This is a genomic window from Desulfosporosinus sp. I2 (assembly GCF_000960765.1).
Classification (GTDB): Bacteria; Bacillota; Desulfitobacteriia; order Desulfitobacteriales; family Desulfitobacteriaceae; genus Desulfosporosinus.
The window spans coordinates 1-21,079 of record NZ_JYNH01000079.1 but is presented as its reverse complement, the minus strand read 5'-3'; the positions used below and the strand labels follow the sequence as shown (position 1 = coordinate 21,079).

Sequence of the window (21,079 nt, the reverse complement as noted above, 5' to 3'; positions counted from 1 at the left end):
GCTCACTTAAACAATTTATTTCTAGTCTTTACAAAAAAATGATAATATAGATGCATCTTAAAATAGTCGTGAGGTGTTCTACATGTTAAAAGGTCTCAAAACATCAATTCGCCCAATTGAAGAAGAGGATCTTGACGCAATGCATCAATGGTACAATGACCAAGAAGTTAATTTATGGTCTAGTGGGGCTTGGCCTTTAAATACAATGCTCAACAAAGATCAAATTGCTGTGAAGTTTCTCGATGGGTCACCCGATACCTACCGTTATGTAATCCTAGATCAAAATAATCTGTTAATCGGAACCATAGGCTTTAAGGAGATTAATATCCCCTGCCGTACTGCAACACTGTTCATTGTCCTTGGTAACAAGGCATATTGGGGGAAAGGTTACGGTACAGATTCGCTCATTACCTTTGCCCGTTACCTATTTACACAGTGGAATTTTCACCGAATTTCTTTGGATACGTGGGATGGGAATATTCGAGCCATTAAGGCCTATGAAAAAGCGGGTTTTAAAATTGAAGGTCGTCAGCGAGAGGCTCGTTTCGTATTAGGAAACTATCATGACGCAATTCTTATGGGTTTATTGCAAAACGAATTCCTCGCTTTATATGGAATATTATCCGAAGCTGAGCGCTAAGAGGTTCCTGGATTACCTAAGATTCAAATGGGTAAAACTCACCTGAATCTCAATAAAATTGTTTATAGGGTTGCTAAAATCGAAAGCCTGGAGTAAACTATAAGAAATTTAATAATCCGTAATATTCCTCTGGGGTTGGGTGAAATTCCCTACCGGCGGTAAAGCCCGCGAGCCGAAAGGCAGACCCGGTGTCAATTCCGGGGCCGACAGTAAAGTCTGGATGAGAAGAGGAACAGCAAATTTTAGCGTTTGAGCGCTTTTTTTGAGCTGTGACTTTATGACTCGACACCTGGAGAAGAACAGGTGTTTTTATTTTACCTACTTATTCAATTATTGGACAAACTAATTCTAGTTTTAAGAAAGGAACCTCCCATGGAAAGATCAAGTCCTTCAGATTTACAAGATCCAAAATACATGAAAAGAGCCCTAGCGTTAGCTGTAAAAGCAATTGGTAGAACTAGTCCCAATCCTCTGGTAGGGTGTGTGATCGTTAAAGATGACCAGATTGTAGGTGAAGGCTATCACCATCAAGCCGGAACCCCTCACGCTGAAGTAAATGCTCTCCAAGCCGCAGGAGATCAAGCTTATGGTGCTACAGCTTATGTAACCTTAGAACCATGTTCACATTTTGGTCGAACCCCCCCTTGTGCCGACGCACTGATTCGTGCTGAGATTAAACGAGTTGTGATTGCCATGAGAGATCCCAATCCCTTGGTTGCAGGTCGCGGTATAGAACGTTTGCTTAAAGCCGATATAGAGGTTGACGTAGGTCTCATGAACCAAGAAGCCACTTTAGTCAATGAAATCTTTATTAAAGCAATAACAACCGGCTTACCCTTTGTATTATACAAATCTGCCATGACCTTAGATGGTAAAATTGCCACTGAGACCGGGGATTCATGCTGGGTTAGTTCGGAGAAATCTCGAAATTATGTCCACCAATTGCGGGATCATTATGACGTCATTTTGGTGGGAAGTGAAACAGTGATTCGAGATAACCCCATGCTTACTTGTCGACTTCTTGGTGGAAGAGACCCTGTCCGCGTTGTTGTCGATGGGCAATTACGCATACCTGAAACTGCTCAAATTCTCTCTGTTTCAAACCACAGCCCCTGCATTATTGCTACAACTCGTGCCGCATCAGATAACAAGGTAAAATCACTCCAAAGTATTCATCCACAGGTTGAAATTTGGCAATATGACACTGCGAGACAGGTTCCCCTAAAAAAACTATTATCCGATCTCGTTCTTCGCGGTTGGACCAGTGTCTTATTAGAGGGGGGCGGCGGATTAGCGGGTTCAATGATGAAAGAGTCCTGTATTGACAAAGTTGAGTTTTTCATTGCTCCAAAACTAGTAGGCGGCCAAGGTCCCTCTCCCCTATCGGGTTTACGCATCCAGACTATGGCAGATGCCTTGGTGCTCGATAACCTGCAAGTTGATATGGAAACTGGAGATTTACACGTTACTGGTTATCTGCGTTATTAACCAAGCTGCCATCAAGGAGGGATACTCTTGTTTACCGGAATCATAGAAGAACTGGGTACTGTCCACAGCCTTCGCCTCTTACCTGAATCAGGGCAGCTTACACTGGAAGCCAAAAAAGTCCTAATCGGAACTCAGATTGGAGATAGCATCTCAGTCAACGGAGTTTGTTTAACGGTTATTCGACAAAGTGACCGCAACTTTACTGTCGATGTTATGAACGAAACGTTGCTAAAAACAAATCTCGCAGAACTAAAAAGTGGCAGCCACGTCAATTTAGAAAGAGCTTTACAACTGCAAACCCGATTGGGTGGGCATCTGGTCAGTGGGCATGTTGATGGGGTTGGTACAATACGCCGAATATCACCTATAGGTATAGCCCAAATCTATGAAATCAATGCCCCTCCCGCTCTACTACCCTATCTGTTACCGAAGGGATCGATTGCGATTGATGGCATTTCCTTAACAGTCATCGATGTGGAGTCCGACTATTTTACAGTTTCACTTATTCCACATACGTTTGGTCAAACTACCTTAGGATTTAAATCCCTCAACGCAAGCGTTAACCTCGAAACCGATCTCATCGGCAAATATGTAGCACGATTTATGGGCATGAACAAGGAAGCTAATCTTCCTAAAAAAGATCTTTCCTTAGGGTTTTTAGCCGAACATGGATTTATCTAAATTTAAAAACTATGTAAGAAAAATTAAGGAGTGAAGAACATGTCATTCAATACAGTTGCAGAAGCCTTAGAAGATATTCGACAAGGTAAAATGATTGTTATGGTGGACGATGAGGATCGTGAGAATGAAGGAGATCTCGTGATGGCAGCCGAGATGGCAACCCCAGAGGCGATAAATTTTATGGCTACTTATGGAAGAGGGCTTGTTTGTGTTCCGATGACTGGGGACCGAATTCGTGCCTTACAGCTTGAACCGATGGTTACCCAAAACACAGATCCGCATGGCACTGCTTTTACGGTTAGTGTCGATGCTGTCACAAGTACTACTGGGATTTCCGCATTTGAACGTGCGGTAACTGTCAAAATATTAGCCGACCCTAATAGCGACTCTAGCAAATTGCATCGACCAGGACACATCTTTCCGCTTCAAGCCAGAGAAGGTGGAGTTTTAGTACGTGCTGGGCACACAGAGGGTTCAGTGGATTTAGCGCGACTTGCTGGACTTGAACCGGCAGGCCTGATTTGTGAGATTATGAATGAAGACGGAACCATGGCTAGAGTCCCAGATTTGTTTCTTTTTGTTGAAAAGCATAATCTTAAAATTATCACCCTCAAAGACCTGATTAGTTATCGTCGTCAATCAGAGAAGCTTATCGAAAGAGTCGAGAGTATCCATCTCCCGACAGAATTTGGGGACTTTAATGCTATTGGATATCTCAGTATAGTCGATCAAAAAGAGCATTTAGCCTTAGTTAAAGGAATCGTTGATGATGGTGCTCCTGTTCTGGTTAGGGTTCACTCAGAATGTTTAACAGGAGACGTTTTTCATTCCAAGCGTTGTGACTGTGGGGACCAACTAAGTAATGCCTTGGAAGATATTGAGCATGAAGGTCGCGGTGTTCTACTCTATATGCGCCAAGAAGGTCGAGGAATTGGATTATTAAATAAACTAAAAGCTTATAAACTTCAAGAAGAAGGCAAAGACACGGTCGAAGCTAACTTGGCCTTAGGCTTTCAAGAGGATTTGCGCGATTATGGTGTAGGAGCACAAATCTTAGCAGATCTAGGGATTTCCAAAGTGCGCTTGATGACTAATAACCCCCGCAAAATTGTGGGCCTCGAAGGGTATGGCTTAAACGTTGTTCAACGTGTTCCTATCGAAACTGTATCAAAACCCGAAAATACAAAATATCTTTGCACCAAGAAGCAAAAAATGGGGCATTATTTAACCAGTGTTCAATAAAAAGATACCCATAATAATCATTTAGACTAAACTATGCTAGTTGAGAAAGGATGTACTCATGAAAACATTTGAAGGAAATTTAATGGCTCAAGGACTTAAAGTAGGTATTATTGCAGCTCGATTTAACGAATTTATCACCAGCAAATTAGTGGGAGGTGCGCTGGATGCCCTACGCAGACATGGGGGTTTGGACGAAGACATTGAGCTAGCCTGGGTACCAGGTGCCTTCGAAATTCCGCTTGTAGCTCAAAAAATGGCCCATTCTAAACGCTACGATGCAATCATTTGCCTAGGCGCTGTAATTCGAGGTGCTACCCCTCATTTTGATCTTGTCAGCAATGAAGTTAGTAAAGGAATTGCTCAAGTTGGCCTACAAACCGGTGTTCCAGTAATTTTTGGAGTTATTGCCACTGATAGTATTGAACAAGCCATTGAACGTGCAGGAACAAAAGCTGGAAATAAAGGCTTTGACGCTGCTATGACAGCCATTGAAACAGCGAACTTGATTAAAGCATTTTAAATTTAACATTATTAGCTTAGTTTGACTTACAGGATTTGGGAAATTGTCCACAAAAATCTCCTTGTCAAAAGGCATAATCTTTATTAGACTCATAGAGATGATTGCATGTATTTTTTGACAAGGAGATGAGTGTCATGACTTCGAACATTGTAGCCTTTAAAGAAACGGCCATGCTTGAAGCAGCACGCTCAGGCAATAAAGAGGCATTAAACGAAATTATTAAACACTATGAACCAGAAGTTCGTATTATTGCGTGCAAATATTTTCTACCCAGAGCAGACTATGAAGATCTTATACAGGAAGGCCGTATTGCTATTTACCAGGCTATTTTAGCTTATGACGATAATTCAGGGATCCCTTTCCTTCATTTTTTAAGAATGGTCGTAAAGCGAAAACTTATTGATAGCCTTCGCAAGTATACTCGCCAAAAACACGTTAACTTAAATGAAGCCTACTCACTAAACAGTGTCTTATCCGAAACAGAGGAAACAAGTTTCATGGAAATGCTTCCCAATGCAGAGGATCCTGCATCAATGGTTATTGCAAATGACGAGGCTATTTCAATAATCCAAGGCCTTAATGAGAACTTTTCGGATCTTGAACGTCTCGTATTTAAGCACTATTTTATTCAAGGGTTTAAGCAACGTGAATTGTCTCAACGCTTAGGAGTTAACCCAAAATCGTTGGACAATGCAATTCAACGGATTCGGCACAAAACTGCCATTTACCGTTCGCGTCAAGTAGCAGGTTAAAACATAGCTCTCTAAACAATCGTCAAAAATAATAAAGAACATTAATAAAGAACCGGGATGATATGTTCCCGGTTCTTTATTAACACTATTTTTAGGCTATACCCCCGCTTTGACTAATCAACTTACTGACCTTGCTATGTGCATTGGTAGCTTCGTTAGCTAAGCGTAAGTACATATCTCTCAAATCAACTTGATGCGCGCGCGTAGCAAGTGTCATATAACCCGTAGCAGCAGCAGCAGCGTCTTTTTCATAATCATAAAGCATATCTAAGTCCGCAAAATGACTCATGTTCAGTCCCCCTTTCTATTGCAACCCTACCATCGATTTTTTAAAATATCCGACGACATCTTCTAAACCTTTGGCTTGTTCTTTAAAAAATCCTTTTACAGCTGCGTCTTTTGCCATTTCATTATACATTTGGCACTTTTTCATCGCGGTTTCAGTCTCAATAAGACTTCGTGTTAGCATGCCTTGGTCAAGAATTTTCTTCATTTCCATTTCATTTAGTTGCATCTTAGATCCCTCCTTATAAAGATTATTCTGCATAACAGTTTCAGGATGTGTAAAAAACTTGTAAATTATTCACGGATAAACTATAAATTGTTATTGTTCGACATTTTAAGGCTAAGAACTAGACAGTTTGATTTTAATACGTTAAACTTACTAAAATAGGCACTTTAATTAAAGTAAAAATTAGAAATACATCTTAATATGTAATAAAAGGAGGGTTAGAACTATGGAAACACCAGATTTCAAGCGAGTTTTCCGTGGATATGATTCAGAGGCTGTCGATCAAGCCTGGACTGAAACAGACCGCCAATTATCGGAAGCTAATGCTGCAAACAAAGAATTACGTTTACAAATTAATAGCTTACGGGAACAAAACTCAGAATGGGGTAACCGTCTTAAAGACTATGAGCAAATTGAAAAAGACCTTCGGGATGCCCTTCTCAGTGCCCAAAGGGTGGCTACTCAAATAAAAGATGAAGCGACAAAACATGCAGATGATATTTTACAATTTGCTCACAGCGAAAGTGAAACATTAATCAGTGAAGCCACACGTATTTCAGAGTCCAAGGAAATTGAAGCTGAGTCCACACTCGTTGAAAAGCGGGTTGAAATCATCCAGATTGAGGAGCAAATACAGGGCTTAATGGACCAGAAAGCAGAACTCCAAACTAAAGTTGATCAAGTCATGCATTATTTGAATATGGCACATGACTTGTTCGATTAAGAAATTCCTTTATCCCATAATTTAAAAGAATTCCCTAATCTAAAATTACGTTAGATTAGGGAATTCTTTACGTTTCAAGGAATTTTCAATGATTATCCGGGTTACAAACCATATTCATGCCAACGCTGATTGACATATTTAACGGTCGCCTCGTCGGGGATTACTTCTCCAGGATAACCTGGTTTCATTCGAGCATCGATCAAGATTGTGCCATGATAAACTAAACGATGCGAGTTTAATTCTGTTTCCGCATAGATATCATGCGCTGGATCAAAGCGAGTAAATACTTGCCAGAGAAAACCTCTTGGTTCTAAGGCTTGAGTAATATCATCCACTAAAATCGCTAGGGGCCAAGTCTGAAACGGTTGACTTTGAAGTTGCTTTAACACTTCATTAGCAAGTTCTGGAGCATGTTGAAACGAGGTAGCTTCTAATAAAAGGCAGCCAGCACAGAAAGGCTTAATCCCATTTATACCGGGCAAGGTAGCTCCTTCAATAGTTTGAGGCAAGTCTCGTTTTTGGGCGCCTAATCCTAGCATGATTGCCTTACTTCCATGATTGAAATGACGACCAGTGTAGTCTAAGGTGTCCATTGACGTTTGATTGAGAATTAATAAGTCTGATTCTGGTTCAAAACGAGCTAGAACAGTTTCCAGAAGATTTCTAAAGTCTTTCAAATCAAGTTGAACATCCGTAAGCACCAGGAATTTAGTTAAGGTTAGTTGCCCTTCACCTAAAATTCGAAAGGCGTGGGCCAGAGCTTCCCGTTGATAACTCTCTCGTATGATGGCAGCAGCCAGAGCATGAAAACCGGTTTCTGCATAGGTCCAAAGCGCTTTTACTCCAGTCATGACCACTGGAAACATAGGTGATAATAAAGACTGTAAATATTCTCCAATAAAATAATCTTCCTGACGGGGTTTGCCGACCACCGTAGCTGGGTAGATCGCATCTTTTCGATGATAAACTGTATGTACATTAAATATTGGAAAATCATGGGTTAGAGAATAGTATCCGTAATGATCTCCAAAAGGGCCTTCCGGCTTACGAATATATGCAGGAACCGACCCACAAATTGCAAACTCCGCTTCAGCAATTAATGTATGGGGATGGCTTGGAACCTTGACTCGTGCCATTTTTTCCCCCATTAAAAATGAGGAAAAGATTAGCTCAGGTAACATTTCCGGCAAAGGAGCAATCGCTGATAAAGTCAAAGCAGGCGGTCCACCCAAAAACAGAGTGGTCGGTAAATCCTGCCCTAATCGTTCAGCTTCAAAATAATGAAATCCTCCACCTTTATGGATTTGCCAGTGTATGCCCGTTTGATTAGGACCATAAATTTGGATCCGGTACATACCTAAATTATGTTCATTAGTCACAGGGTGCTCCGTATAAACTAAAGGTAAGGTAACGAATGGACCACCATCTTCTGGCCAACTAGTTAACACCGGAAGTTGCGTCAAATCCACGCTGGCTTCCCTAATTTCTAGAACTGGTGCTTGTTTTGGACTAACTGTGCTTAACCCACTTTTAGCTAGCGAAAGCATCCAATCCCTTTCTTGCCAAAGGACAGATGGTTTAGGGGGAAGCAATCGATGTATTGACGAAACGGCTCGTTGAACTATTTCCTCAGGCTTGGGACCAACAGCAAGATCAACGCGTCGACGAGTGCCAAATAAATTTGTAATAACTGGAAAAGAGCTACCTTTGACTCGCTTAAACAATAGGGCTGGCCCTTGATCCTCAATAATTCGGCGGTGAATTTCCGCTAATTCAAGATAAGGGTCTACTTCAACCTCGATTTCAATAATTTGTTTCTCGCTCCGAAGAGTTTTAATAAAATCCCGCAAATTTGCGTGCATAGTGTCACCTCATTAATTGTATAGTACGACCCATGGAGGGGTTGGTTAAAACTTAGCTAACTACATTATACATAGAGTCACGATTTTTAGCCAAGTTTTCTAGGAAACTTCATGAAACTTATTGAGAACTTTTTAAAAAAGCACTTTACATTAAACATAAAACGAGAGTCGGATTTATCCCGACTCTCGAAAATACTCTAAATGCTTAATGACCTTTGTATCTTTATGAATATCTTACTACTCAGTCTTTGAAGTAAACGAATATCCTGACTCATCGAAATCCACTATAATTTGTTGCCCTTCCTTAATTTCTCCCTGGAGTAGTTTTAGCGCCAAGGGATTTTGCAGACGCTGTTGAATAACCCTTTTGAGCGGCCTCGCTCCATAAACTGGGTCATACCCCTCATTAGTTAGTTCTTCCCGTGCTTTCAGGGTTAATTCCAAGGTGAGTCTACGTTCACTTAACCGTTTACGCAACAACCCAAGTTGAATTTCCACGATCTGTCCGATATGCTCACGTTTCAAAGAATGAAAGACAATCGCTTCATCAAGGCGATTAAGAAATTCCGGACGGAAATGCTTCCGAAGTTGTTCATTAATGGCAGAACGAACTTCCTTTTGAGCTGCATTGTGCTGGACGAGTTCCTCCATCGACAGGATAATATTACTGGTTAATATAACCACCGTATTTTTAAAGTTTACAATACGCCCTTGCCCATCGGTCAAGCGACCATCATCTAAGAGCTGTAAGAGAATATTCGTAACATCACCATGCGCTTTCTCGATTTCGTCAAAGAGAATGACACTATAAGGCTTACGACGTACCGCCTCTGTCAGTTGTCCACCCTCTTCATATCCTACATATCCAGGAGGGGCTCCAATAAGACGTGCGACCGTATGCTTTTCCATATACTCAGACATATCAATCCGTACAATTGCCTGTTCGTCATCAAAGAGGAACTCAGCTAAAGCTCTTGCCAGCTCGGTTTTCCCAACCCCTGTTGGACCTAAGAAAAGGAATGAGCCCAAAGGACGATTAGGATCCTGTAACCCTGCGCGTGCTCGACGAACAGCATCAGCTACAACCCAACAGCCTCCTCTTGACCAATCACTCTTTGATGAATACGTTCTTCCATATGGACAAGTTTATCCATCTCACTCTCCATCAGCTTAGAAACGGGAACATGGGTCCAAGTTGCCACGATTTCCGCAATATCTTGTTCAACCACTTCTTGTTTTAAGAGCGAATTTTTCTTGGCCTGAAGTTCTAGTTCTGTGGTCTGAAGTTCTTTTTCCAGTGTTGGAATAATGCCATACTGCAGTTCAGCTGCTTTATTGTAGTCCAACTGCTGTTGAGCTTGCTCCATAAGAGTACGCGAGTTGTCAATTTTTTCTTTAAGTTGTTGAATTTGGGTGAGGACTTCTCGTTCCTTTTGTAACTGCCCTTCTACTCCGATTCGCTCTTCCTTGAGATTTGCTAACTCTTCTTCAATCTTCATTAAACGCTCTTTACTTGCTTCATCTTTTTCTTTCTTAAGAGCCTCTCGTTCGATTTCCAGTTGCATAATTCTGCGTTTGATTTGATCTAACTCAAAGGGATCACTTGTAATTTCCATGCGCATACGTGCCCCAGCTTCATCGATAAGGTCGATCGCTTTGTCAGGGAGAAACCGGTCACTAATATAACGATCCGAGAGTATTGCTGCGGCAATGATGGCTCCATCCGTGATTCGCACTCCGTGGTGTGTCTCATAGCGTTCCTTTAGGCCGCGCAGGATAGAGATCGTATCTTCAACACTAGGAGCCTCCACCATAATCGGTTGAAAGCGTCTTTCTAGCGCAGCATCTTTTTCAATGTGCTTGCGGTATTCAGCAAGGGTTGTTGCCCCAAGCATACTTAACTCTCCACGCGCCAGCATTGGTTTGAGCATATTGCTAGCATCCATTGCCCCTTCTGCTGCCCCTGCTCCTACAACGGTGTGCAATTCATCGATAAACAAGATCACATCATCACGATCCTGAATCTCTTTCAGCACTGCTTTTAAGCGTTCTTCAAATTCCCCTCGGTACTTAGCTCCTGCAATGAGGGTTCCCATATCCAGAGAAATAACTTGTTTATCCTTGATAGTTTCAGGAACATCTCCTCGTACAATCCGTTGAGCCAGTCCCTCAACGATCGCGGTTTTACCAACTCCGGGCTCCCCTATTAACACAGGGTTATTCTTTGTTCGACGGGATAAAGTTTGAATCACTCGACGAATCTCCTCGTCCCGACCAATGACTGGGTCAAGACGACCGCGTCGTGCCTGTTTCACTAAGTTAAGCCCATATTGTTCTAGCGCTGCATAAGTCCCTTCAGGATTGGGACTCGTCACGCGTTGAGTGCCTCTGATTTCTCGCAAAGCTTGCAACAATTTTTCTCGGGTTAGCCCTGCTTGTTTAAGAATTTTTTCGACTGATCCTCCAGCCTTTGCCAAGATCGCCAAAAGTAAGTGTTCTGCACTAACATACTCATCCCCAAACGGAGTCATCTCATCATGAGCAGCCACTAATACAGTGCGCAAGCGTGGGGAAATACTTATTTGTACATTTCCTCCGCTAATTCGTGGAAAGCGGTGGATCTCTTGACGGATCGATGAGATGAGTACACCCGTAGCGATGTTTAGCTTGGTTAAAACTTGAGAAGTAACACCCTCTACTTGTTCTAATAGGGCGAGCATAAGATGTTCTGGCTCGATGAGGCTGTTTGCGTTGCGTTCTGCCATAGATTGGGCTTCCGTGATTGCTTCTTGGGATTTCTGGGTAAATCGATTGGTATCAAAAGACATACTTATTCACTCCTTATTAGGTTTTGTAGATTGGTTAATTTATCCTCTTTGCATAGCAAGCTCACGAAGAATCGAGATTTCATGCTCGTTCAAGTCTTCTGGTAGGATAATGGATAGTTCTGCGAAAAGATCTCCACGTTGGTCAGGACGTTCTAAACTAGGCATTCCCTTTCCTTTTAAGCGAAACTTCTTGCCGGTCTGAGTGAGTGGTGGAATCTTGAGAAGGACTTCGCCGTCAAACGTTTGAATACGAACCTCTCCGCCAAGGATGGCTTGATAGAAATTAATAGGTTGCTTGGCCTTCAAGTCATCTCCTTCGCGGACAAAACGAGCATCTGGATTTACCGTAATTTTTAAATAGAGATTTCCAGCTTTACCTCCCGCAGCCCCAGACCCTCCTTGTCCAGCCAATCTTACTTTAGAACCGGTTCGAACCCCTTTAGGGATTTTGGCCTCGATCTGCTTCTCTCCACTTTGGATAATCCGCTTGGTTCCATGAAAAGCTTCCTCGAGTGTTACTTGGACTTCAACTTCAAGATCCTGTCCATCTCGAGTTCGACTTGCCGAAGTACCTACGTCAAAGCCAAAGCCTTGCCCCCCACCCCCTCCGAAGAGTGTTGAGAAGAAATCAGAATAGCCATCTCCTCTGCTACCATTAAAACCTCTTGCTCCTCCAGATCTTCCTGTACCGCCGAACATTTCCGCAAAATCCTCTGGGGACATCGTATAGGTTTGACTACCTCCAGCACCGCCGGGATTGGACTGCCATCGACTCCAATCGAAATCTCCCCGCCCTCCACGTGTCTGCCAGTGTTGGTAATCTTGTCGAAGTTCATCATATTTACGTCGTTTCTCCGGATCACTAATTGCATGATAAGCTTCCGAGGCTTCTTTAAACTTTTCTTCAGCCACTTTGTCTCCTGGATTAACGTCTGGATGGTATTTTTTAGCTAATTTCTGATAAGCTTTCTTGATTGTTTTTTCATCTGCATCAGGAGATACTCCAAGGCTTACATAATAATCTTTAAAATCCATTGTCTCACCTCATTTACTTATATTATCATTGTGACTCACTCTCAAAAAAATAGTATCTAAGATCTTAGATTTGGACCGTCATTTTAGTGGTATTTTCCTTATTAACTAAAGTATAGTCGATAATGATTCTAAGGTCAATAATGGTCAGACATTTTTTTGACTATTATTGACCTTTGCTAGGGGAGTAACTGAAATGGTTTAGAACTTAAATACGGGATAGTCTATACATAAAAGTACTAAGTATAGACTATCCCAAAAAATATCTGATAACCTAGTTAAGGACTTTTTCGATTACCCCCATAAACAAAGGGTTTGGGGATGAAGGGTAAAAGAGATTGGCGTATGTCCCGGTTGTTCTCCATCAATATCGAGCAGTGCTCGCTCCTCTGATGTAATGACAACAGATCGTCCACGATACACGATAACTCCCGGAATTTCGAGATGCTCTCCACGATATAGTTTAGGCAAATGTCGAAGCAACGTTAGCGTCGAAAAATCCCCTAAACAAACCACATCAAACAAGCCATCATCCAATTCTGCGTGAGGAGCGATCATCATGCCCCCACCGATGTATCGACCATTTGCTACCATTATGCTGTTTTGTCGTCCTTCGAGGACAAGTTTCCCGTCAATTTCACATCGCATAACTTTATTATGGTAACGCAGGATACTAATCACTGACCCGATTAGAAAGGAAATTTTCCCACCAAGAAATTTACTTTGCCGGTTTACACGGGCAACCGTCTCTCCACCCAATCCAACATCCGCAACATTAATAAAGTAGCGAGTCTCTTGCTGTCCATGATTCTTTAGAAACTGTACTTCACCAACATCAACCATGCGCTTCCGGTTCTGACTTAAGATAGCTAAAAAACTGTCAATCCCTTTCGGAATCATCAGAGTACGTATTAAATCCCCTCCAGTGCCGTGAGAAAAAAGCGCTAACTCTGCCTCTGGATTGATCAATTGGCCCTTGAAAAAAAAGCCATTCACGACTTCATTCATTGTACCATCTCCACCGACAGCTATAATATGTGTATACCCTTCTGATAAGATCCTTTGAGTTATATGCGTTGCATCTCTTGGCTTGGTCGTATACTCATAGTTTATCAAATATCCCTCATCTTCAAGTCGCTTTAAATAAGCTGGCCAGCGTTTTCGCGTACTCCCATTGGCTGATTGAGGATTAACGACTGCGAACCAGCGCTCCCTTTTCAACATATTGTAAACTCTTCCCTTTCTTGACCCATAAAAATGCGTTTCTCCACTCAATCTCAAACATTTCGACATCTAATCTGAAATGTCCTTTCAGAGAGACGTTGGGTCACGAAAACTATTGGAGAGTTGTTTCATGAATTGATGCTCTAATTAAAGCAATTTGATTCATTACATCCGTTTTTAACTTATAAAGGGTCTCTTCAGCATCCAGCATAGATTCAGCTTTTACTGAGAAGTAAACTTTTATTTTAGGCTCAGTTCCAGATGGGCGCACCATGACGTATCCACCCCCTAAAAAGGAAAAACGCAAGACATTTGAGCGCGGCAAAGTGAGAGCGTAGGTTTGTCCTGTTATGAGATTTTTACCATTCCGTTGTTCATAGTCGTCCGATTTCTCAATACGAATTCCGCTTAGTTCTAAGATCTCTGTTTGACGAAATGATTCCATTATTTTTGAAATTTCTTCTTTTCCTTGTATGCCTTCTAGGACTAGGGATTCTTGATCATCAAGGTAGTACCCAAAATGTTCGTAGATACTTTCTAGGACATCAAAAAGTGTACGGCCCTCAATTTGTTGATAATAGAGTGCTGCTTCTGCTAAAAGGACTGAAGCGATCACGGCATCTTTATCTCGGACAAAATCACCTGCCAGATATCCATAACTTTCTTCAAACCCAAACTGGAAGGTACCCCAACCACCCGTTTCCATCTCTTGTTCTTTTTCGGCAATAAACTTAAACCCGGTTAAAACGTTTTCCACGTTGGCCCCGAAGTAATGAGCGACCTGATCCGCTAAATCTGTTGAGGCTATCGTCTTTATGATGGTTGCATTTTCAGGAAGGATGTCCAAGGCCTTTTTTTGGGATAGGATATAGTAAGTTAACAGTACTCCAATTTGATTCCCCGTGAGCTGTCTATAATCTCCATCCCGCGAACGCAAGACCACCCCTAAACGATCGGCATCAGGATCCGTCGCTAACAGAAGGTCTGCATTTTTCTCAAGCCCATATTTTCTGGCAAGTTCAAACGTTGTTGGGATTTCCGGGTTAGGATAGGGAACCGTCGTAAATTCCGGATCAGGAAGCTCTTGTTCAGGCACAACGAAAACAGAACTAAAACCCAGTTCAGCCAAAGCCCTACGAACTAGAATGTTGCCTGCGCCGTGTAAAGGAGTATAAACGATCCTGACCGCTTCCCCTTTCTCGGTAATTAAATCTGGGTGAAGTGCTAACCGTCGTATTCTGGCAAGGTAAGGTTGATCAATTTCTTCACCAATGATTACCAATAACCCGTTCCTTATCGCTTCAACTTCTGACATGGGTTCGATATCCAACCAGCTCTCACGGGCTTCTATGCGCGCCAGAATCTGGTCCGCTTTCACTGGAGGTACCTGACCACCATCTTCCCAGTATACCTTGTAACCGTTATAAGTTTTAGGATTATGACTCGCTGTCACAACAATACCCGCTAAGGCATGCAAATAACGAACTGCAAACGATAGTTCCGGAGTAGGTCGAAGCGAGTTAAATAGATACGCCTTAATTCCGTTTTGAGCCAGAACCAAGGCTGCCTCAACCGCAAATTCGTAGGAGAACCTTCGAGAGTCATAGGCTATAACAACCCCTCGCTTCATGCCCTCAGCTCCATGGTCACAAACACATTCAGCTAATCCTTGGGTTGCTTTACGAATGACATATTTGTTCATGCGATTGGTTCCAGCAGCAATAATTCCTCGTAAACCACCTGTGCCAAATTCCAAATCCGAATAAAAGCGGTCCTCAATTTCTTGTGGATCGGTGATTTGTTTTAGCTCTTGCCTTGTTGCTTCATCAAAGTATGGCTGTTCAGACCATAAGCGGTACCGTTCTTGAATAGTCACCTTGTTTAATCCTCCCTAGTTCGTAACCCTGTCTTTTAGTTACTTGGGTAATCTTGCCTTTTACGAGAGTATAGCATACTCGTAACAGATAGAAAAGATTGCTAAAATCTTATAAAGAAAACTAGGTATAAAAAAACCTCAGTCTAACGACTGAGGTCAATAACAGGAGAAATAATAATCCCGACTAGCCCCGGGCCTGTATGAACTCCCATAACCGGACTAATCTGATTAAATAACAATTCCTTAATATTTGGAAGTTGACGAGCACTCTGCCATAGTTTACGCCCTTCTTGCTCAGCCCCACCATGAACGATTGCCACGTTATATTGTCCCTCTTGAGTGCTTTCTATTAAGATATCTAATAATTTCTTGAGGGACTGATCTCTGCCCCGAACCTTTGCTGATGTAATGTATTTACCCTCAAGATTAACCGAAATAATAGGTTTTATATTTAAAAGCTCACCGATGGTGCCTGAAACATAGCCGATTCGTCCACCACGTTTAAGATATTCTAACGTTGAAAGCACAAAAAAAAGTTTTATTTGTTTTGATACACCCTCAGCCACATTAACGACACTTTTAAAATCCTTTGTGATGCGAAGTTTCCGGGCTGCTTCCAAGACAGGGAAACCCAACCCCATGGAAAGTGCTTTTGAATCTAAAACTTCGATAACCATCTCTTTATAATCTTGGGCAACTTGACAGACGGTTTCATATGTACCACTTAGGCCGCTTGAGATATGCATGCATAGGATATGTGTAAATTTTTCATCCTTTAGCCGATTAAACAAGTTGGCTATTTCTGCCGGAGAAGGTAACGAAGTAGTGGGAACCTCTATCTCCATATTGTTATAAACTTGATCCGGACTGATCGTAACTCCGTCCAGATATTCTCGATCTTTGTAAACAACATGTAAAGGAAGTATCTCGATCCCAAACTCTTTGATCATTTCAGGAGCCAAATCACTGGTACTATCTGTTACAATAGCAATCTTTGGGTCGGTTATGGGTGATGAAGTTTGTTCCATGAGACATAGTTCCTTTCCATTTGTAATAATTATATATTAAATTCAGTATACCATAATTTTCTACAAAAAGGACAAGTAAATTTTTGCAATATTAGGACTTCAGAAAACCACGTGTAGTCCTCCGAACTTCTTCTAAGTAGCTTGGATAGTCCTCGATTTCGCCGGCTTTATCAACTCCACTATATAAACAGGGTTTTGTGTAATCAATATCTAACATATGAAAAAATGTTTTAACAGATCTTTCGGCACATAAAAAAACATCTTTTTTACGTGTACCAGCCGTTGAAATAAATAACCCAGTCCGCTTAAGACCAAAGGGCTTGAAAAAAGATTGATGGTGTATATATTTGAGTGCCCAAAAGGTTTGCATTCTATCAATCAAAATTTTCGTTTGAGCATTGACTCCCATAAAGAAAATTGGAGCCGCAATCATTAATCGGTCTGAGCGAATAATTTTTTCTTGGAGCTTTTGAATATCATCTTTAATCACACAAATTCCTTCTACCGAACAGGCACCACAACCTTGACAGGGCTTTATTTCTAGATCTGAGAGGTAAACCAATTCTGTAGTATGCCCCTCAGACTGTGCAATTTTCATTCCCTCTAAAAGTAAGCGTGTGGAGTTGCCGCTACGCCTCGGGCTACAAGCAATGCCTAGAACAAATAAGGCCATAAATTTTAACTCCCTCGTATCATATTTATTCACTAGTATTACCTGTCCTAATTCCAAGTATAAAAGCGAGCTTCTTATAATTTAAGAAACTCGCTTTTAGATTTGGTTTTCTAAGAATGGATTTAAGTTAATTTGGTTACACTTTAGGATTAGAATCCGGGTCAAAAATACCGCACCCTTTCTGTAACTACTTATCCCTCTTGATGAACTCGTCTTTGGATCGGTGCAGACTTAATTGATTCAAGTCCTACTGCTTCCAAGATCGCATTAATCATTAATTGTTCTTTTGTCATAAAGATTCTTTCCTTTCGCATTATTTGGGTTATCTTATTACTATATACCTAATTCTCCAATATTACAAGACCTAAACAAATAATAAAATTTAATTCTACCGATTCCAACCGCTTGTTTAACGAAAACCGACCCAAATTTACACTAAACCTACGGACTTAACTATTCTATGCGTTAAACAAGCGTTTATGTTAAGTGAGCACACATTTCTACTTGTATCGCACTAGGGTAAATTTCCTTAGCACTCAGAACTGCAGAAATCCAATCTTTAGGCTGATTAATGAGTGAAAAAGGCTGATCTGACCGTTGAAGTAATGCGGAAATCACCTCATCTGCCCCAGTGGCAGAGGCACTCCAAAGGTCAATCAAGAGGCCATCCTTCTCCCCAGCATACAAGGCACCCGCTGTCCCAGACAAATTCATAACCGCGAAAAAATTAATATGCCTTCTAAGGTAATCTTCTCTACGTTGCCATGCTGGCTTAAAGACCCGGCTACGGTTTTCAAAGTATAAATCCTCGGAAACCAATTTCATGGGAATAATTCTTCTGCAATTATTCAATGACTTAGTCCTACTTTGTGCACGGTAGAGATTAAGTTGTCGTACGGGAGTGAAACCTACGGACTGGTAAACTTTAAGCGCGTGATTTTGTTCTAAGACTTCAAGATAAACCTGTTTTAAACCAAGTCGTAAGGCCTGATCGAGTTGAGCTCTCATTAATATTTCAAATAGCCCTTTGAATCGAAAATCAGGGTCCATACAAGCCGCAGCAATCCATCCATCACTACCATCTACCGATAGCAAAGCAAATCCAACCACTCGATTTTCCACATAAATTCCCATGGAGCACCCTAAATAAACCTGACTCAGATCAAGCCAGACTTTCATGTGCTCATTTAAATAGAACATATCGAAGTAATACCCTTGCCAACAACGGTTCCAAATCTCAGTCAATTCACCGAGAGTGATATTTTCAAGTAATGCTACCCTAAAGTTTATCAAGTCTATCTCCATTCATCTGAAACTAAATCCAAAGCTTTATCTGATTTACCTTTCTGTAAAAGAACTAAATTTCCTGCTATCTTTCCATCAAGTTCATTAATTTTTAAAGGTATGTCGTTTATTCAAGGAGAATTAAGTAAAAAGCTAAAATTATGGCCAAAACTTAAAACGAAATAAAGTCTTTTCTGAAAGGTGGATAATATGGCCGCTTATATTTCTAATGAAGAACTGATGTTTGCCGAAGAGCTTATCAAGTTTATAGAGGAGAGCCCCTCTCCTTTTCATACCGTGCAAAGTGTGAGGAAACTATTAGAACCCCAAGGATTTATGGAGTTGTCGCTTAAAGATAAATGGTCGTTAGTTCCAGGTGGAAAATATCTGGTAAGCCGTAATAACTCAGCATTAATCGCTTTTACGGTCGGTCTTAGCGAAATTGAAAATAATGGATTTCACCTCATTGGGACGCACACTGACAGCCCCAGTTTCCGGGTCAAAGCAATTCCCGAGATCCAGGTAGAGGGGCATTATCTCAAACTAAATGTAGAAACCTATGGTGGCCCAATTCTTAATACTTGGATGGATCGCCCCTTATCCCTTGCAGGACGAATAATCCTTCGAGGAGAAACTCCCTTCTCGCCACAAATCAAACTCTACAACAGTGAACGAGCGTTACTTGTGATACCAAATCAATCCATCCATTTAAACCGTAAGATTAATGAAGGAATTGAATTAAATAAACAAAAAGATATGCTACCCCTATTGTCTCAGATTACGGATCAATTACATAAAGATCAATGTTTAATTCAATTCCTTTCAGAAACAATGCCCTGTCGGGTAGAAGAAATCCTTGACTTTGATCTCTTTTTATATGAACAGGTTAAAGGTTGTGTTGTTGGACTTCAGCACGAATATATCTCAGCGGGACGTCTTGATGATCTAGCCATGGTCCATGCCGGTGCTTGGTCCCTTGCAAGATCAAAACCAGCCTTCATGACGAACGTACTCGCTTGTTTTGATCATGAAGAATGTGGTAGTACTTCCAAACAAGGGGCTGCCTCTCCACTGTTGTCACATGTTTTAGAGCGAATCCTCTTAGCACAAGGACAAGGACGAGAAGGGTATTTTCAAGCTTTAGCTCACTCTTTTCTTATTTCTGCCGATATGGCCCATGCTCTACATCCTAATGCTGCGGAAAAACATGATCCTGTCAACCGACCTATTCTCAATGGAGGACCTGTCATAAAAATAAGTGCCAATCAAAGTTACACCACCGATGCGGAAACAGCAGCGGTTTTCAAAACCCTCTGTCAAAATGCAGACGTTCCTGTCCAAATGTTTGTCAATCGTTCCGATGAACGTGGGGGCTCAACTATTGGGCCTATATCTAGTACGCACCTTGATATTCAATCTATAGATGTCGGAAATCCTGTCTTAGCCATGCATTCTGTTCGCGAGCTCGGAGGAGTCAAGGATCATTTGGCCATTGCTAAAGCATTTTTAACGTTCTATGAGACCTCTTCCTAAATTGACGAGGGCAAGTTATCCTTCGGAACAACTCTCTTGCCAGTCTAGTTTATCCCCAAGCAGCGTATTTGTCACGTTACCCCACCCTACCGGAAACTCAATAACACTTTGAGCTTCTCGAATATAAGGCGAAATTTTCCAGGGCAATAGTTCATCTATAAGTTCACATACTTGTCCTTGGTTATCCAAAAACCAAACAGAAACTGCAAAGTGCATACCTAACATATGAACCTGCTGACATGGTATAAGCCAAAGCCCTTCTCCTGGAGCCAAACTTGTTCGTCCAAGTAAGCCCTGAAAACGAAGCCAAAAGGAATCTGCTTTACAGACACATTCTCCAACAATCCGCCCCGTACGTAAGTTTTGCAAATATCCTAATTTCATAGCATTTTCCTTTCTCTACTTGCTGATGTTCCTAAATCACTGTTGTTTAAATATTTCAATAATTTGAATGATCGCAGGTCCGAGAACCACAATAAATATAGTTGGAAAGACGAAAAACACTAACGGTATCATCATCTTTATGGGTGCTTTTTGGGCCTTTTCTTCGGCACATTGCCGATGTTTCTGTCTAATTTGTTGTGCTTGGTTTCTCAAGACACCACCAATTGATATCCCCAGTTGATCCGCTTGAACGAGAGAGGCAACTACAATACCCAGGTTTTCAGCAAGCTTATTACGCTTTGCCAGATCCCTTAAAGCTTCTCGACGCGGACGACCCATCTTGATTTCCTGAAGAACTCTCAGAAATTCTTCCGCAAGAGCTCCTTTTTGTTTCTCGACAACTTTAAGTAAGGCAGCATCAAACCCAAGTCCAGCTTCAACACTAACGGTGAGTAGATCGAGTACATCGGGTAAGGTCTTTTCAATTTCCTTTAGTCGTTGTTTGCCTTTTACCTTTAACCAAGAATCCGGAAGTAAGTATCCAATTAAAAAGCCGATCACTGCCATTTCCAAGCGGGTTAATAGTGGGGAGGATAATAGCGAAAATATCCCCAATAGAAGTAGTGACAGTAACATACCCCCTGAATATTGTAACCCTTTCCACTCTCCAGCTTCCCACTGTCCTAATATTCCTGCAGCACTTAGCTTGGCAATTGTTCGCTCGTGCTGTCCCTTTGAGCCCCTACGTGTCAATCGATGGGCAAATTGAGAAAGCAGCGGACGCAGTAACCGTTCGC

General features: G+C 41.6%; 19 protein-coding genes, 1 pseudogene and 1 riboswitch. Of the genes and pseudogenes, 8 read left to right on the top strand and 12 right to left on the bottom strand.

Annotation, left to right across the window (positions count from 1 at the left end):
- Positions 1 to 82: 82 nt before the first annotated feature.
- From UF75_RS16445 to UF75_RS16420, 6 genes are all read left to right on the top strand, one after another.
- Positions 83 to 640: a GNAT family protein gene (locus tag UF75_RS16445; protein ID WP_045575674.1), complete on the top strand. Its 558-nt coding sequence runs from the start codon at positions 83 to 85 to the stop codon at positions 638 to 640.
- A gap of 121 nt (positions 641 to 761) precedes the next feature.
- Positions 762 to 876, top strand: a riboswitch (FMN riboswitch).
- Positions 877 to 1,012: 136 nt separating this feature from the next.
- A complete protein-coding gene (gene ribD, locus UF75_RS16440) occupies positions 1,013 to 2,128 on the top strand; it encodes a bifunctional diaminohydroxyphosphoribosylaminopyrimidine deaminase/5-amino-6-(5-phosphoribosylamino)uracil reductase RibD (RefSeq protein WP_045575676.1) in 1,116 nt (371 codons plus the stop codon).
- Positions 2,129 to 2,155: 27 nt separating this feature from the next.
- The gene (locus UF75_RS16435; RefSeq protein ID WP_045575673.1) at positions 2,156 to 2,809 is read left to right on the top strand and encodes a riboflavin synthase; all 654 of its coding nucleotides are present in this window, start codon (positions 2,156 to 2,158) and stop codon (positions 2,807 to 2,809) included.
- Between the two features lie 39 nt (positions 2,810 to 2,848).
- The gene (locus UF75_RS16430) at positions 2,849 to 4,051 is read left to right on the top strand and encodes a bifunctional 3,4-dihydroxy-2-butanone-4-phosphate synthase/GTP cyclohydrolase II (protein WP_045575672.1); all 1,203 of its coding nucleotides are present in this window, start codon (positions 2,849 to 2,851) and stop codon (positions 4,049 to 4,051) included.
- 58 nt (positions 4,052 to 4,109) lie between these two features.
- Complete coding sequence (gene ribE / locus UF75_RS16425) at positions 4,110 to 4,571, top strand: 6,7-dimethyl-8-ribityllumazine synthase (protein WP_045575671.1); 462 nt, start codon at positions 4,110 to 4,112, stop codon at positions 4,569 to 4,571.
- Positions 4,572 to 4,705: 134 nt separating this feature from the next.
- Entirely contained in the window at positions 4,706 to 5,323 is a 618-nt protein-coding gene (locus UF75_RS16420) for a sigma-70 family RNA polymerase sigma factor (protein ID WP_045575670.1), read from the top strand.
- A gap of 91 nt (positions 5,324 to 5,414) precedes the next feature.
- Here the strand turns inward: UF75_RS16420 and UF75_RS16415 are convergent, their stop codons facing one another.
- Together UF75_RS16415 and UF75_RS16410 are read right to left on the bottom strand one after the other, a co-directional pair.
- Positions 5,415 to 5,612 carry a spore coat protein gene (locus UF75_RS16415; RefSeq protein WP_045575669.1) on the bottom strand — a complete coding sequence of 66 codons (198 nt, stop codon included), beginning with the start codon at positions 5,610 to 5,612 and terminating at the stop codon, positions 5,415 to 5,417.
- 15 nt (positions 5,613 to 5,627) lie between these two features.
- Positions 5,628 to 5,837 (bottom strand): hypothetical protein, encoded by a 210-nt coding sequence (locus UF75_RS16410; protein WP_045575668.1) that lies wholly within the window; start codon positions 5,835 to 5,837, stop codon positions 5,628 to 5,630.
- A 223-nt stretch (positions 5,838 to 6,060) separates the two neighbouring features.
- Here UF75_RS16410 and UF75_RS16405 point away from each other — a divergent pair, with 223 nt between their 5' ends.
- A complete protein-coding gene (locus tag UF75_RS16405; protein WP_045575667.1) occupies positions 6,061 to 6,558 on the top strand; it encodes a DivIVA domain-containing protein in 498 nt (165 codons plus the stop codon).
- Positions 6,559 to 6,659: 101 nt separating this feature from the next.
- On the opposite strand, the gene UF75_RS16400 is transcribed toward UF75_RS16405, so the two are convergent.
- From UF75_RS16400 to UF75_RS16365, 8 genes and pseudogenes are all read right to left on the bottom strand, one after another.
- Complete coding sequence (locus UF75_RS16400) at positions 6,660 to 8,420, bottom strand: UbiD family decarboxylase (protein WP_045575666.1); 1,761 nt, start codon at positions 8,418 to 8,420, stop codon at positions 6,660 to 6,662.
- A gap of 237 nt (positions 8,421 to 8,657) precedes the next feature.
- A pseudogene (gene clpB / locus UF75_RS30770) lies at positions 8,658 to 11,248 on the bottom strand (ATP-dependent chaperone ClpB).
- Between the two features lie 39 nt (positions 11,249 to 11,287).
- On the bottom strand, positions 11,288 to 12,283 hold the full coding sequence (locus tag UF75_RS16390; protein WP_045575665.1) for a J domain-containing protein: 996 nt from the start codon (positions 12,281 to 12,283) through the stop codon (positions 11,288 to 11,290).
- A gap of 291 nt (positions 12,284 to 12,574) precedes the next feature.
- The gene (locus tag UF75_RS16385; protein WP_045575664.1) at positions 12,575 to 13,504 is read right to left on the bottom strand and encodes a diacylglycerol kinase family protein; all 930 of its coding nucleotides are present in this window, start codon (positions 13,502 to 13,504) and stop codon (positions 12,575 to 12,577) included.
- A gap of 112 nt (positions 13,505 to 13,616) precedes the next feature.
- On the bottom strand, positions 13,617 to 15,380 hold the full coding sequence (locus tag UF75_RS16380) for a phospho-sugar mutase (RefSeq protein ID WP_045575663.1): 1,764 nt from the start codon (positions 15,378 to 15,380) through the stop codon (positions 13,617 to 13,619).
- A gap of 143 nt (positions 15,381 to 15,523) precedes the next feature.
- Positions 15,524 to 16,408, bottom strand: a complete 885-nt coding sequence (locus tag UF75_RS16375) for a DegV family protein (protein WP_045575662.1) — start codon at positions 16,406 to 16,408, stop codon at positions 15,524 to 15,526.
- 91 nt (positions 16,409 to 16,499) lie between these two features.
- The gene (locus UF75_RS16370; protein ID WP_045575661.1) at positions 16,500 to 17,081 is read right to left on the bottom strand and encodes a flavodoxin family protein; all 582 of its coding nucleotides are present in this window, start codon (positions 17,079 to 17,081) and stop codon (positions 16,500 to 16,502) included.
- Positions 17,082 to 17,558: 477 nt separating this feature from the next.
- Positions 17,559 to 18,386, bottom strand: a complete 828-nt coding sequence (locus tag UF75_RS16365; protein ID WP_045575660.1) for a GNAT family N-acetyltransferase — start codon at positions 18,384 to 18,386, stop codon at positions 17,559 to 17,561.
- A gap of 189 nt (positions 18,387 to 18,575) precedes the next feature.
- On the opposite strand from UF75_RS16365, the gene UF75_RS16360 reads away from it, so the two are divergent.
- Positions 18,576 to 19,898 (top strand): M18 family aminopeptidase, encoded by a 1,323-nt coding sequence (locus UF75_RS16360; protein ID WP_045575659.1) that lies wholly within the window; start codon positions 18,576 to 18,578, stop codon positions 19,896 to 19,898.
- Between the two features lie 15 nt (positions 19,899 to 19,913).
- On the opposite strand, the gene UF75_RS16355 is transcribed toward UF75_RS16360, so the two are convergent.
- Complete coding sequence (locus UF75_RS16355) at positions 19,914 to 20,267, bottom strand: DUF192 domain-containing protein (RefSeq protein ID WP_197079440.1); 354 nt, start codon at positions 20,265 to 20,267, stop codon at positions 19,914 to 19,916.
- A 51-nt stretch (positions 20,268 to 20,318) separates the two neighbouring features.
- A partial coding sequence (locus tag UF75_RS16350; protein WP_052693351.1) for a type II secretion system F family protein occupies positions 20,319 to 21,079 on the bottom strand: 761 nt, incomplete at its 5' end.